Source organism: Brotomerdimonas butyrica (genome assembly GCF_025567305.1).
In the GTDB taxonomy this organism is placed as follows: domain Bacteria; phylum Bacillota; class Clostridia; order Peptostreptococcales; family Anaerovoracaceae; genus Lentihominibacter; species Lentihominibacter butyricus.
This window is the reverse complement of sequence record NZ_JAOQJP010000005.1, coordinates 81232-93939: the sequence shown is the minus strand read 5'-3', so window position 1 is coordinate 93939 and position 12708 is coordinate 81232. Positions and strand designations below refer to the sequence as shown.

Annotated in this window: 12 protein-coding genes, 1 tRNA gene and 2 pseudogenes; 9 read left to right on the top strand and 6 right to left on the bottom strand. The window is 42.7% G+C overall.

Annotated features, from left to right (window positions below; genetic code table 11):
• Positions 1-315 precede the first annotated feature (315 nt).
• Complete coding sequence (locus tag OCV59_RS04990; protein WP_147593393.1) at positions 316-534, top strand: hypothetical protein; 219 nt, start codon at positions 316-318, stop codon at positions 532-534.
• Between the two features lie 159 nt (positions 535-693).
• On the opposite strand, the pseudogene tnpA reads toward OCV59_RS04990, so the two are convergent.
• The 5 genes and pseudogenes from tnpA to OCV59_RS04965 all read right to left on the bottom strand — a co-directional run.
• Positions 694-1125: pseudogene (tnpA, locus tag OCV59_RS04985) on the bottom strand (IS200/IS605 family transposase); the annotation flags it as partial.
• A 396-nt stretch (positions 1126-1521) separates the two neighbouring features.
• Entirely contained in the window at positions 1522-1800 is a 279-nt protein-coding gene (locus OCV59_RS04980) for a hypothetical protein (RefSeq protein WP_147593392.1), read from the bottom strand.
• 171 nt (positions 1801-1971) lie between these two features.
• Positions 1972-2613 (bottom strand): HEAT repeat domain-containing protein, encoded by a 642-nt coding sequence (locus tag OCV59_RS04975; protein WP_147593391.1) that lies wholly within the window; start codon positions 2611-2613, stop codon positions 1972-1974.
• A 58-nt stretch (positions 2614-2671) separates the two neighbouring features.
• Complete coding sequence (locus tag OCV59_RS04970; RefSeq protein WP_147593390.1) at positions 2672-3475, bottom strand: helix-turn-helix domain-containing protein; 804 nt, start codon at positions 3473-3475, stop codon at positions 2672-2674.
• 13 nt (positions 3476-3488) lie between these two features.
• Positions 3489-3986 (bottom strand): hypothetical protein, encoded by a 498-nt coding sequence (locus tag OCV59_RS04965; protein ID WP_147593389.1) that lies wholly within the window; start codon positions 3984-3986, stop codon positions 3489-3491.
• A gap of 328 nt (positions 3987-4314) precedes the next feature.
• Between OCV59_RS04965 and OCV59_RS04960 the strand changes: the two genes are divergently transcribed.
• The 7 genes and pseudogenes from OCV59_RS04960 (at position 4315) to OCV59_RS04930 (ending at position 12013) form a co-directional block, all read left to right on the top strand.
• The gene (locus OCV59_RS04960) at positions 4315-4725 is read left to right on the top strand and encodes a cysteine-rich VLP domain-containing protein (RefSeq protein WP_147593388.1); all 411 of its coding nucleotides are present in this window, start codon (positions 4315-4317) and stop codon (positions 4723-4725) included.
• A gap of 133 nt (positions 4726-4858) precedes the next feature.
• Positions 4859-5125: pseudogene (locus OCV59_RS04955) on the top strand (replication initiator protein A); the annotation flags it as partial.
• Between the two features lie 183 nt (positions 5126-5308).
• Positions 5309-6241 carry a MobV family relaxase gene (gene mobV / locus OCV59_RS04950; protein WP_147593387.1) on the top strand — a complete coding sequence of 311 codons (933 nt, stop codon included), beginning with the start codon at positions 5309-5311 and terminating at the stop codon, positions 6239-6241.
• Positions 6225-6440, top strand: coding sequence for a hypothetical protein (locus OCV59_RS04945; RefSeq protein WP_006772915.1), 216 nt, complete (start codon positions 6225-6227; stop codon positions 6438-6440). The genes mobV and OCV59_RS04945 overlap by 17 nt, the downstream gene beginning before the upstream one ends.
• A 94-nt stretch (positions 6441-6534) precedes the next feature.
• The gene (locus OCV59_RS04940; RefSeq protein WP_147593386.1) at positions 6535-8034 is read left to right on the top strand and encodes a recombinase family protein; all 1500 of its coding nucleotides are present in this window, start codon (positions 6535-6537) and stop codon (positions 8032-8034) included.
• A gap of 74 nt (positions 8035-8108) precedes the next feature.
• Positions 8109-9035 carry a type IIL restriction-modification enzyme MmeI gene (locus OCV59_RS04935; RefSeq protein WP_147593385.1) on the top strand — a complete coding sequence of 309 codons (927 nt, stop codon included), beginning with the start codon at positions 8109-8111 and terminating at the stop codon, positions 9033-9035.
• Positions 9036-9046: 11 nt separating this feature from the next.
• Entirely contained in the window at positions 9047-12013 is a 2967-nt protein-coding gene (locus OCV59_RS04930) for an SIR2 family protein (RefSeq protein ID WP_147593384.1), read from the top strand.
• A 143-nt stretch (positions 12014-12156) separates the two neighbouring features.
• On the opposite strand, the gene OCV59_RS04925 is transcribed toward OCV59_RS04930, so the two are convergent.
• A tRNA-Lys gene (locus OCV59_RS04925) sits at positions 12157-12232 on the bottom strand.
• A gap of 149 nt (positions 12233-12381) precedes the next feature.
• Between OCV59_RS04925 and OCV59_RS04920 the strand changes: the two genes are divergently transcribed.
• Positions 12382-12543, top strand: coding sequence for a hypothetical protein (locus tag OCV59_RS04920; protein ID WP_262584121.1), 162 nt, complete (start codon positions 12382-12384; stop codon positions 12541-12543).
• The last annotated feature ends 165 nt before the right edge of the window (positions 12544-12708 follow it).

The window sequence follows — 12708 nt, the reverse complement described above, 5'->3', positions numbered from 1 at the left end:
ATCACCGGAATGCATAACGATGCGCCGACAGTCGAGGTTACGCAAGTGGCCGTGCTCATAAAATGATGTATAAAAATTCACTTTTGAGTTTTATTATACATATCTCTGTTCCATATAACAAGCCTTAACGACCCAGAAGATCTCTCAGCTCTTTTTCTGAAGAAAATTCTATTATTATGTCAGGAAAATTCAGAAAAATCAGAGCGCGGCATGCTGTTTTCGTGTATAATCTAGATATATTCTTCAGGATGGTACGCCAGATCATGATGCGGCGGATACCGGGAAAAATAAAAGGTCAGAAGGGGAGGTGAAGATATGGCTAAAAAATGTTTCAGATGTGGTTCGGAAAAACTCGTTAAAGTAGTGCCGGCAAAAGCACTTGTAATACCAGAGATAAAACAGGAGGTCGAGGACGGGACTGCTGTAGTCAGCTGCGGGTGTGCAGGATTTCTTTCATCGCATATGACCAGATGCAGAAACTGCGGTTTCGAATGGGATGATATCATGGAGCAGCAGATGATGCAGCAGGAGTGATCGTCAAAGCGATTCAACACCCGAAGAAGGTATAGAATCATAACCGCCGGCTGAGTCGGCGGTATGTTTAGACCCTGGAAGGGTCTGTTGCCAGCAGCATCTCAAGATGCACTGAATTGGTTCGCCAATTGCACTAACTTCTCTACAAACCCTAAAGGGTTATTCCTTATTTTGCACGAATGGATCTATATACTCTTTCATGGATATTTGATCTTCAGCAATATCTTCCTGCAATTGTGTACGTATGTATTCTTCTATTTTCTTTGTGTTTTTTCCAACTGTATCTACATAGTAACCCCGACACCAGAAATGTCTGTTCCCATACTTGTATTTTAAATTTGCATGTCTATCAAAAATCATCAGTGAGCTTTTCCCTTTGAGATATCCAACAATATAGGAAACACTATACTTTGGCGGTATTCTTACCAACATATGGATATGATCAGGACAGCATTCGGCTTCAATGATCTCTACTCCTTTTCGATCACATAATAATCTTAATATCTTCCCAATGTCAGCCCGTATTTTTCAATAAATCACTTTCCTACGATACTTTGGGGCAAACACTATATGATACTTACAATTCCACTTAGGTCAGTTTACAAGGAACTACACGCAGACCACGAAACGGGGGCTGCTGACAACAAATAAAGGCTGAATATCAAGCACCGGGAAAGCGCGGGATATTCAGCCTGTTTTGTTGTCCGGGGTTTCCAAAGGGGCTTTCCCTTTGGCACACGACTTTGCTTGCAAAGTGTAGTGTGTTATACGCTCTGTCGGCGTTGCTGCGAAAATGCCGTTGCCGCCGGGGAGGGCAAGGGCATTTGAAACGGCAGGAAAACAGGGCTGTGATTGCGTGGCGTGGAGCCGCAAGCGCAGGACTGGTTTCATCAGCAGACAGGGCGGATATGAAAGCCCCCGTCCCTCGTCCCACGCCGGACTACGGGACAAAATGTCCCGAACCATTTTGATAAGCAAGCGTACTTGTCAACCTTTACCCTTTTTGAAAGAACCACTACCACGATAAGTGTTGACAACACAGGTAAAGACTTGTCCACAGTGTTTGCACCGTACCATGTGAACCATAATTTCATCCGCCCATCCATCTTCGGTCTTTACCTGATTCAACGGGCAAGTGGATTCTTCCTCAAGCAGTTCAAAACCGCCATTTGTCACAAGCTGTTGGATGTATTTGATACACGCCAGATAATCTTTCGGTGCGTTAAATCTCTTCCATTTCTGAATATTATGACAGTAGTCACACATTGCAACTCCCTCCATAACCAAATTTTTCTAAATTTTGAAATGGGCGGGACTGTCAACGGCGGCGCATGAAATGTGCCGTTCATCTTGACCGTTGACTGGCTCGGCTGGCTTTGCTATTTCCCCATCTATGCAAGTACGCCTTTTGCCAATAAGGCGCACTACGTTAAATGCTCATTTTATTCGTGCTTGAATTCGCTCAATCGCAAAAACGGCACTGCCACGGACATCGCTAATTCTGTTATTTATATGTTGCTCCAAAAGAGGAATATCTTCTACAGAACCAATTTCGCCGAGCGCAGCATTTGCATAGGTTATTTCATACTTGTAGCGCTTTACATCCTCTTGATTGATGTAATACGCAAGGGCTTGCTTACTTTCCAGTGTTGCAGATGCGCCGAGCGCACGAATTGCACTGTGGCGAATCAGCCATTTTTCATTCATCGCCAGTCGGACGATTGGTTTAACGGAAATATCCGACGGAATTTTAATGTCAGCTATTCTGTCCAGCATGCCAGAGAGGATGTACTTATCGGTTTCTACTTCCAGCTGTTGCAAGTAGAAGCAAATTTGCTCATCTAAGGGCTCGTTTTTCAGCAGTTTTCCTAAAATGAAATATGCGGCATCACGAATCTTTTTGTCCTTCGGTTTTGGGTTTATTAAAATTATTTTTTTTAAAATTGGGTAAAAAGCAGGATTAGAAAGAGTTTCCGCCTCACGAAGAGCCTTCCAGCTGGTCGTTGTTGTTGATGAGTCTGTAAACGTTTCTTCTGTATTAATTCTTTGAATAAGCTCAACAATATATTTTTCCGACATGATGCCCCCTCCTTCGTCAAATAATCTATGTACGCCTTATCCGCCTAAGGCGTACTTGTTATTTTCTCTTACCTCTCTGTGTCACATAGCTTTTCGCCAGTTCAGATTTTTGAACAATCCGGGTCAGCCATTGTTTTTCTTCCTCTGTCAGCTTGGTATAGCGCAGCTTTGTCTGCTTGCAGAACACTATCAGCAGTTGTTCCGCCCGGCTGCCTTTGAAACTCGCCACTTCCTCCAAATCCCGCTTGAGTTCGTCCACAATGGTATTCTCCGGGGCGCCGTCGCTCCTGCCCCTGTGGGCTTGCCGTATGTCCTCCATGATAGCGTCAATATCGTGATGTACCCGGCTGCTGAAATAGTCGCCCTCCCGCACATGGGCGGCTTGCAGCACACCGGCAGTTTTGTCATGCTCTCCCGGCTGGTACTTCTCCATGATTTCAGCCCTCGCCACGTCTACCCAAGCGTTTAGGTTCTGTATCTGTGTGGCGGAGATACCCTCCACATAAATCTGTATATCGGCCAGTAGCTTCACAAAATCCGGGTGCGCCGCCAGTTCACACAATAGGGCGGTATCAATTCGCCCGCTTTTCAGCAGTTCAATCATATCGTCACTCAAACACAGGTCTGCAAGATCGGCGTTTGGGTGATTTTTTGTTTCAGACAGCCCCAGCAGATAATCGGCGGTCACGCCGTAAAACTTCGCCAGCTTGATAAGGGCATAGTGGCTGATGTCCTTAAAATCCTCCGCTTCATAACTGCCCAGCGCAGACTTGGAGAGGTGGGTCTGCTCCGCAAGCTGTTCCAGCGTCAGCCCACGCTCTACACGCAGGTCTTTTAGGCGCTCTTGAATGGTTAAAGCCATATTTTGTTCCTCATTATATTGCCGTTATCATATTTTCTAACTTAAATCTTTCGAGCTGCGGAATGTTCTTGGCAGAAATATTTAGGCCATATTCTGGTTTCGACTTTTTACCCTCATATGAATGGTAAACAAAAGTATTACTACTGTCGTTATCCCATGTGGTCGCAGGAATTAAATATTCTATGGGGTGTTCGCCATCATTTAGCAAAAGCAAGAACAAGTAAAGTGATTGGTCTGAAATATCAAAATATTCCTCCCGCATAAAAACATAGCCTGTTCCTTTGCGAATGGCTTTAACTTGAAACTTCAAAAATCCTCTCTTGCTTTCTGCAATAAAATCTATTCCATGGTCATCAACCTCGGAAGTATAAATGCTCACTCCATAAGAGGCTAATGACATTTTTGCGTAGTATTCACAGAACGTCCCCAGCTTTTGCCGGGTGAGGTCACTTCTTGACCAATTTAGGTTATATATTTCATTTCCACCTCCTGCTACATATCTTTTTTTCATTCTACCACAATTCCGAGAGCGTGGAAATAGGCAGTTTTTTGGCGGATTTCCTACCTTTCGGATATACGGGACGGGCTGTCTTTTAGGTGTAGACTTAGGGTAGTTCATCGGTGAGCCGCACCTTGAAAACCGAATGACCGTCCGAAAAGGAATACCCCGGCCGGGGAAGCATCGCAAGGAGCCGGACTTCTGGACACTTTGTCCAGAGGTCACTTCGGGACAAGTGTCCAGAAGCTGCGGGGAGCGTGCCAACGCCGGAACACGCCGCAGGAATGGGGCAGGAAGCCTTTTCGGGGCGAACGGCAAAAGCGAAAAATGGAGGGAACACATGAGAGATAACCCCTATAAAGACTTGCCCCCGCTGGAACGCAGGCCGGACGGTTCCCTTTACCGCATGACACCGGCACAGAGGAAACAGGCGGCCAGCCTGATACGCCGGAAGTGCTGCTGTGAGGACGGCAACTGCATCGTTCTTGACGATGGGGACACCCACACCTGCCCCCAGACCATTTCTTTCTCGGTCTGCTGTAAGTGGTTCCGCTGGTCGGTCTTGCCGCTGGACGGGACGCTGGAAGCGGAGATTTTCCGGGATAGGGAGCTAAAACGCTGTGCGGTCTGCGGCAGAGTGTTCGTCCCGAAGTCCAACCGGGTGAAATACTGCCCCGACTGCGCCGCCAGAGTTCACAGGCGGCAGAAAACAGAAAGTGAACGGAAAAGGAGGTCTGCTGTGGACAGTTAGGCAGGAAAAAAGCCTTGTTTTACAAGGCTTTGCAAGCCCCAAACCGGGGCGGGTAGTATAAAGTATTAACTACCCCGGAAAACGGGCTTCTAACCGTCCACAAAACACACCATGACAAACACGATTTATATTCATCAGCCGGACAGACCTGTCCCGGAAAAACGGCTGGGCGGACGAATACGGGCGTATTTACCTCTACTATCCCATCAACGAGGTAGTGGAGCTGCTTCACTGCGGACGGCAAAAGGCGGTGAACACCCTGCGGGAGCTGCAATACGCCGGACTGGTGGAGATTCAGAAGCAGGGCTGTGGAAAACCCAACCGCATTTATCCAAAATCCTATGAAGCGGTTTCAAACACCGACTTCAAGAAATCCGGTTATGGAACGCCGGAGGACTGAAAACCGCACTCATAGAGTACGATAATCAATCCTCTTGAAGTACGAAAATCGGACGGTATATAGAAATACAAAGATAAAAAGATTGATTTATATTCTATCCATTCCCTTCCTATCCGAGATATTTTCTGCGGGATTTTCCTGTGAAAAAAATCCCGGAAGGGAAAGGAACGGGGAAAGGAGTTTATGGCACAACACGCAATTTTGCGATTTGAAAAACACAAGGGCAATCCGGCAAGACCGCTGGAAGCCCATCACGAAAGGCAGAAAGAGCAGTATGCCAGCAACCCGGATATTGACACCAGCCGGAGCAAGTACAACTTCCACATTGTCAAGCCAGAGGGACGCTATTACCACTTTATCCAAAACCGCATTGAACAGGCTGGCTGCCGCACCCGTAAGGACAGCACCCGGTTTGTGGACACGCTGGTCACCGCCAGCCCGGAGTTTTTCAAGGGCAAGCCCCCAAAGGAGATACAGGAATTTTTCCATAGGGCGGCTGATTTCCTCATTGACAGAGTAGGGCAGGACAATATCGTGTCTGCTGTGGTACACATGGACGAGAAAACGCCCCACCTGCATTTGAGCTTTGTCCCGCTTACTAAGGACAACCGCCTGTGCGCTAAAGAAATCATAGGCAACCGGGCGAATTTAACAAAGTGGCAGGACGATTTTCACGCCTATATGGTGGAGAAATATCTCGACTTGGAGCGTGGGGAGAGCGCCAGCAAGCATATCCCCACCCGTCTGTTCAAGCAGGCGGTCAATCTATCCAAACAGGCAAGAGCCATTGAAGCCACGCTGGACGGCATTAACCCGCTGAATGCCGGAAAGAAAAAAGAGGAAGCCCTCTCCATGCTGAAAAAGTGGTTCCCACAGATGGGGAATTTCTCCGGGCAGTTGAAAAAATACAAGGTCACAATCAATGACCTGTTAGCGGAAAATGAAAAGCTGGAAGCAAGGGCAAAAGCCAGTGAAAAAGGCAAGATGAAAGATACGATGGAACGGGCAAAGCTGAAAAGCGAACTGGACAATTTACAGCGGCTGGTTGACCGTATCCCGCCGGATATACTGGCGGAACTGAAACGGCAGCAGCGGCAGCATGGAAAGGAAAGGTGATTTTATAAGTACCACTATCAGATACAAAAAGGAAACGGAAGTCGTGACTTTTCAAGGCAGGGAAATCACGCTGGAAAACCTCTCCCCGGTGTTCACGCCGGAGCAGGAAGCGGCAAAACGCCGAGAGCTGGAACAGCAGCTTTATGAGGTGTTCCGCAAGTATGCCGACAAACGGCAGAGTGAGGAAGCCGGGGCATAAGGTTTTCCAAAGCCATCGTTGATTTGCGGGGCTGCTGGCGGTATAATAAAGCTGTCAGCAGCTCCGTTTCTTTTTTAAGAAAAGGAGCGACAATATGAATAATCGAATAGACGCAATCTATGCAAGACAATCGGTGGACAAAAAGGACAGCATTTCCATTGAAAGCCAGATTGAATTTTGCAAATACGAGTTGAAAGGCGGTAACTGCAAGGAATACACAGACAAGGGGTACAGCGGCAAGAACACAGACCGTCCGAAGTTTCAAGAACTGGTGCGGGACATCAAGCGGGGCTTGATTGCAAAAGTCGTGGTTTACAAGCTCGACCGTATCAGCCGTTCCATTCTGGACTTTGCCAATATGATGGAGCTGTTCCAACAGTACAATGTAGAGTTTGTGTCCTCTACGGAGAAGTTTGACACCTCCACGCCGATGGGGCGGGCGATGCTGAATATCTGTATCGTGTTCGCCCAGCTTGAACGGGAAACGATACAGAAGCGGGTGACGGACGCTTATTATTCCCGCAGCCAGCGAGGGTTTAAGATGGGCGGAAAAGCCCCTTACGGCTTCCATACAGAGCCAATCAAGATGGACGGTATCAACACAAAGAAGCTGGTGGTAAGCCCAGACGAAGCGGCAAATATCCGGCTGATGTTCGAGATGTACGCCCAGCCCACAACCTCCTACGGGGACATTACCCGGTACTTTGCCGAACAGGGAATTTTATTCAACGGCAAGGAACTAATACGCCCCACGCTGGCGCAGATGTTACGCAATCCTGTCTATGTGCAGGCAGACCTTGATGTGTACGAATTTTTCAAAAGTCAAGGGACAGTCATTGCCAATGACGCTGCCGATTTTACCGGCATGAATGGCTGCTATCTGTATCAAGGGCGGGATGTGAAGCCCAGCAAAAAGAACGACTTGAAAGACCAAATGCTGGTACTGGCTCCCCATGAGGGCATTGTTCCCTCCGACATCTGGCAGAAGCTGATGAACAACATGAAAATCCAGTCTGCCCGAAAAGCTACCCATACATGGCTGGCGGGAAAAATCAAGTGCGGAAACTGCGGGTATGCCCTTATGAGCATTAACAATCCTGTGGGAAAGCAATATCTCCGCTGCACAAAGCGGCTGGACAATAAAAGCTGTGCCGGGTGCGGGAAAATCATCACTTCGGAACTGGAAGCGGTGGTTTACCAGCAGATGGTGAAAAAGCTGGAAAAGCACAAGACGCTGACGGGCAGGAAGAAAGCGGCAAAGGCAAACCCGAAAATTGCCGCCCTGCAAGTGGAACTTCTCCATGTGGACAGCGAGATTGAAAAGCTGGTGGACAGTCTGACGGGCGCAAACAATGTGCTGCTCTCCTATGTGAATGTGAAGATAGCAGAACTGGACGGGCGCAAACAGGAACTTCTGGCGAGGATAGCGGAACTAACGGTGGAAGCCATCAGCCCGGAACAGGTCAATCAGATTTCCGGCTACCTCGACACTTGGGAGAATGTATCTTTTGACGACAAGCGGCGTGTGGTGGATTTGATGATTACCACCGTAGCCGCCACAAGCGACAGCTTGAATATCACATGGAAAATCTGACGGGCGGAACCCCTCCCGTCAGATACCTACCCTGTGTAGCCCCTTGTAAACTGTACTTTAGCACAGTATATAGCATGAAACAAAAGCAATTATATTCGACAGATAAAGTGCAATTAGTTGATAATATCAATGCATATTTAATAGAAGCTCCAAATGTGTTTATAGAAAGCAGAACTAAGGCTTTGTGCGATGTTCCACAAATGATTTACGGAAATAAACCAACTGATGGTGGACATCTGTTATTAACTGCGAAAGAACGAGATGAATTAGCGATTAATGATCCTGTAGCGTTTAAATATGTGCGTCAAATATATGGTGCAAGCGAATACATTAACAATAAAATTCGTTACTGTCTATGGCTTGTTGGGATTTCACCTGTAGAAATGAGAAACTCAGCTTTTATACGAGACAGAGTTGAAAGAGTAAGAGATTTTCGGTTGAATAGCAATAAAGAGGCTACTCGTAGAAGCGCCGATACTCCGACATTATTTCAAGAAATTAGACAGCCTGACACTTCGTATATTATTATCCCGCGACACTCATCTGAAAACAGAAGGTACATTCCGTTTGGATTTGTAAGTCCTGAAATAATAGTTAACGATGCAGTGCAAATAGTACCCAATGCGAATCTGTACCATTTCGGAGTTATGATGTCCAATGTTCACATGGCTTGGACTCGTGCTGTTTGTGGACGTATTAAGAGCGATTATCGTTACTCTAAAGATGTTGTTTACAACAACTTTCCATGGCCTGCTCCTACCGAAGAGCAAATAATAAAAATTAAACAAACTGCTCAAGCGATACTTGATGTGCGAGCACTCTATCCAGGTTCTTCTCTTGCTGATCTTTATGATGAAATTACTATGCCGCTTGAGCTTCGTCGTGCTCACCAAGCAAATGACCGAGCTGTTATGCAGGCTTACGGTTTTGATGTAAAAAAAATGACAGAGAATAGATGTGTGGCCGAACTTATGAAGATGTATCGAAAACTAACTGAATAAAGGAGACCGATATGTATCAAGAGTTGTTTAAAAGAATTATAGTTGCTTCGCAAACAGAATCTTTGGTATTTTTTGTTGGTGCTGGCGTATCAAAACTTTCAGATGCACCCAAATGGTCCGAATTGATAGATGCGTTTTGCGTTAGTCTTGGACGTACAAAAAAACAAAATTATAGCAATGAGGACTATTTAAGCATACCTCAAATGTACTATTATTCAATAAATCAAGATGAAAATCGGTATTATGATTTTATAAATGATTGTTTTGATGGTAAACAACTTGTTCCTAACTCTATTCATAAAATGTTACTGGACTTAAATCCCTGCGCTTTTATAACAACCAATTTTGATAATTTGATTGAAAAAGCAGCGTCAGAAAACTGTCAAACCTTTAAAGTTGTTGCTTGTGATGATGAAATATCACAAATTGGTGGAAATCGCTTCATATTGAAGTTGCATGGAGATTTGGAGCATAGAAATATTGTTTTAAAAGAAGAGGACTATCTTAATTATAGTGATAATTTCAAATTAGTAGAAACTCTTTTAAAATCAATCTTTGCTCAAAATACCGTGGTATTTATAGGTTATGGGCTTAATGATTACAATATTAAACTCATCTTGAATTGGACGAAGACGCTCCTTAAGGAAAAGTTTAACAAGCCAATATTTATATATACAGATGAATCAGAACTGTCAAAAGATGAATTGAGATACCATGAATCTAAGGGATTGTATGTCATTGACTATAGGCATTGTCTTGAGGGTGAAGATGCATCTGTCAGTTTCATTGATAGATACAGATGTGTTTTGAATCGTATAAATGATTGCTCAACAATTTCATTAAAAGGGAAAGACGAAATGCAAGCATTTGAATTGCTGTATGAGTGGTTGTCGCCTTTAGATAATATGGAAGCTCTTCGCATACAAGATATAAAAGCGAAGCTGCATAATAAGGTTGTTATTGATAGTCATGGAGAAATTAATATACCTTTTGGTGAAAATCTATTATTTAAACGCTTTGTATCGATATTTGATATGAATGAATTTGAAAGAGAAAAACTTAGCAACAATGCAATTCAAAAATATAAGATTATTATATCCGTGCTTTCAAAAGCTCAAATTAAAAGTATTTTTTGCCCCGATCATAAGCAGCGAACATTTACTAATGATGATTTAATTTTTGCCAATCCATATTGCATGCAATTTGACTATTTAAAATTACAAAAGTATGTTGCTGAAGAATATGTAGATTATCATCACAATTATAAAAAAGCATACTATTTAGCAAAACTTAATCGCTATAAAGAATCATATGAGTTATTTGTATGTGTGGCAACGGAAGCATATATTGCAAATGATTACTTATTACACTTTTTAGCACAAGCAAACCGTTATGTAGTATATAAAGCTATGGAAAGTGCAAAAAACAATTTGATGTATCACGACTCTTTTGATTTTGAAGGATTAAAAGGAGGCATCCTTAGTGATGAACAAGTTGCGCGCATATTTGAAAATTTGCCAATTGAATTTAAAAACGAGTTTCGATGTTTTAAAGACATTGCTTCTTTCAATATGCTATATGAGAATTCGTATTATTCATTTTTAGATGCGATGAAATTGCAAGATGCTATTGACTCTAATACTCAAGAGTGGGGATTAACTAGCACAGATAAAGTGATATCAAGAATAAATCAAAATCTTCATTTTTTCTTGGGTAACGGGTTATATATGGAGGAGTTTAAAGAATTCAAAACAACCATACGAAACTTGATGTCAACATTAATATACAAATATTCAGTCCAAACGAAGAAATCCACAGATGATGATTTCTTAGGAGTAGCTTCTAATAAGATTTGGTTTGATAACATCGATTTTTATTGTTTTGTTGAATATTTTGATGTTAAACAATTCAATAGATTGTTACGGAAACATTCAATAGAGAAATTAGATTTTGAAGGAAACGAGATTATAGAGAAATCGGTTAAAAATCTTTTTTCTTACTATTCCGAAGCACTAAAAACAAATGATAAATTTGAGATTCTATCAGTTGAAAATAAAATTGGAAGATGTTTGAATTTATTGCGATACATAGATATTTCTCAGGAACTTGTTGACTTCATATGTGATTTTATTTTCAAATATGAGTTTCGCGAAATTTGCATTGGCGATAAAATACTTTTTTTAGACTCACAAATATGGGTAAGAAAGAGATGTAGTGTATCAACGGCCACTATCATCGAAAATAAACTGACTTATTATATCGACAAACATATTGAAGCAATAAACAGGAACGAAAAATTCGAATTATATTCAAAACACTCAAGTTTAAACTACCCGAATTTAATACATTACATTAATACCAATGATGGTTACAAATCGAGAAAATTGGCATACCGCATTACGAAAATCATCCAAAACTCATATATGCAGTTCAAGAAAGAAATTTTATGGCATTATTATTCTCATCTTTCAGTAGCGCAAAAGAGAAATGTAATAAAATGGATTCGCGAGAACTTGACAAAGGAATTTAACTTTGACGATTTTTTGTTTCTTGTAAACCATAATGCAAAAATTGATACCAAAACATTGGGAGCACTAACGACGTATTTAGAAAAAGAAATTGAACTTTCTACAAAAGATTCTCCTATACAAACATATCCTAAACATGATTATTTTGCAGCACTAAACCTTGTAGGTTATTTTTGTAGAACCGGATCTTTAAAGAAAAAAGATTTCTCGAGCTTTTTAAATTGTAGTCCGATGTTTGACTTATTTATTGAATTTGAGAAGTTCGATTTTACCAATTTTGATGTAGTATGGTTGTTGAATTGGCAAGAAGAAATAATTCGAACACTTTCAGAAAATGAGACTGTAAAGAATAAGGTAAGAGAATGTATCGCAAAAGAGATTCAACTATCACGACTTAAAGAAAGCGATTTAATGAAGTTGACAATGATTTTAACAAAGTATTTTTGTTAAAATTTAACGGGAGTCATATGGCTCCCGTTGCTATTTCAAAAAAGAAAAAAGCGACTCTATTGTCGCTTCTGTCTCTCCTACTCAAACCATACTATCGTCGCAAACCCACGTCTGTAGAAGTAGTAGTTCGAATAGGAACGTTTTGGTACACCATCAGGGGTTCGAACCCTGGACACCCTGATTAAGAGTCAGGTGCTCTGCCAGCTGAGCTAATGGTGCTCACCGTTTTAAGTTTTTATCTTCAGCGTTTGCCGTCGAACAAGATAAATTTTATCACTTCGGGAATGCTTTGTCAACAAAAAAATCAATTATTTACCTGACATATTAAAAATATTTGAGAGCACAATAAAATTCGGGAGGGATAGATCATGAAAAACAACAAAATGAACAATAAGTATCGCAACGAGAAGAGCGAGAGAAGCGAGCGTAACGAAAAAAACGAACGCAATGAAAAAATCGAAAAGAGCGAAAGAAACGAAAAGGATCAGCGCAGCAAAGCTGAGCAGTACCACAGGAGCGACTACAGATAACACTCTGACATCTGCAGCCGTTGCAAGCCTGAGCTGACCGCCGCTTAGCCGAGGCCCGTAGACTCTATACTTCGATCATTCGATCATCTTTATCGATCCGCATCGAACATCGACCGGCTCGCACGGGCCCGGCAAAGCGTCGGTACTGCTTTTACATATTTCTGT

Coding starts and splice junctions, on each gene's coding strand:
- OCV59_RS04930 (WP_147593384.1), top strand. CDS start 9,047: ATGTATCAAGAGTTGTTTAAAAGAATTATAGTTGCTTCGCAAACAGAA.
- OCV59_RS04965 (WP_147593389.1), bottom strand. CDS start 3,986: ATGAAAAAAAGATATGTAGCAGGAGGTGGAAATGAAATATATAACCTA.
- OCV59_RS04960 (WP_147593388.1), top strand. CDS start 4,315: ATGAGAGATAACCCCTATAAAGACTTGCCCCCGCTGGAACGCAGGCCG.
- mobV (WP_147593387.1), top strand. CDS start 5,309: ATGGCACAACACGCAATTTTGCGATTTGAAAAACACAAGGGCAATCCG.
- OCV59_RS04920 (WP_262584121.1), top strand. CDS start 12,382: ATGAAAAACAACAAAATGAACAATAAGTATCGCAACGAGAAGAGCGAG.
- OCV59_RS04945 (WP_006772915.1), top strand. CDS start 6,225: ATGGAAAGGAAAGGTGATTTTATAAGTACCACTATCAGATACAAAAAG.
- OCV59_RS04990 (WP_147593393.1), top strand. CDS start 316: ATGGCTAAAAAATGTTTCAGATGTGGTTCGGAAAAACTCGTTAAAGTA.
- OCV59_RS04975 (WP_147593391.1), bottom strand. CDS start 2,613: ATGTCGGAAAAATATATTGTTGAGCTTATTCAAAGAATTAATACAGAA.
- OCV59_RS04970 (WP_147593390.1), bottom strand. CDS start 3,475: ATGGCTTTAACCATTCAAGAGCGCCTAAAAGACCTGCGTGTAGAGCGT.
- OCV59_RS04980 (WP_147593392.1), bottom strand. CDS start 1,800: ATGTGTGACTACTGTCATAATATTCAGAAATGGAAGAGATTTAACGCA.
- OCV59_RS04935 (WP_147593385.1), top strand. CDS start 8,109: ATGAAACAAAAGCAATTATATTCGACAGATAAAGTGCAATTAGTTGAT.
- OCV59_RS04940 (WP_147593386.1), top strand. CDS start 6,535: ATGAATAATCGAATAGACGCAATCTATGCAAGACAATCGGTGGACAAA.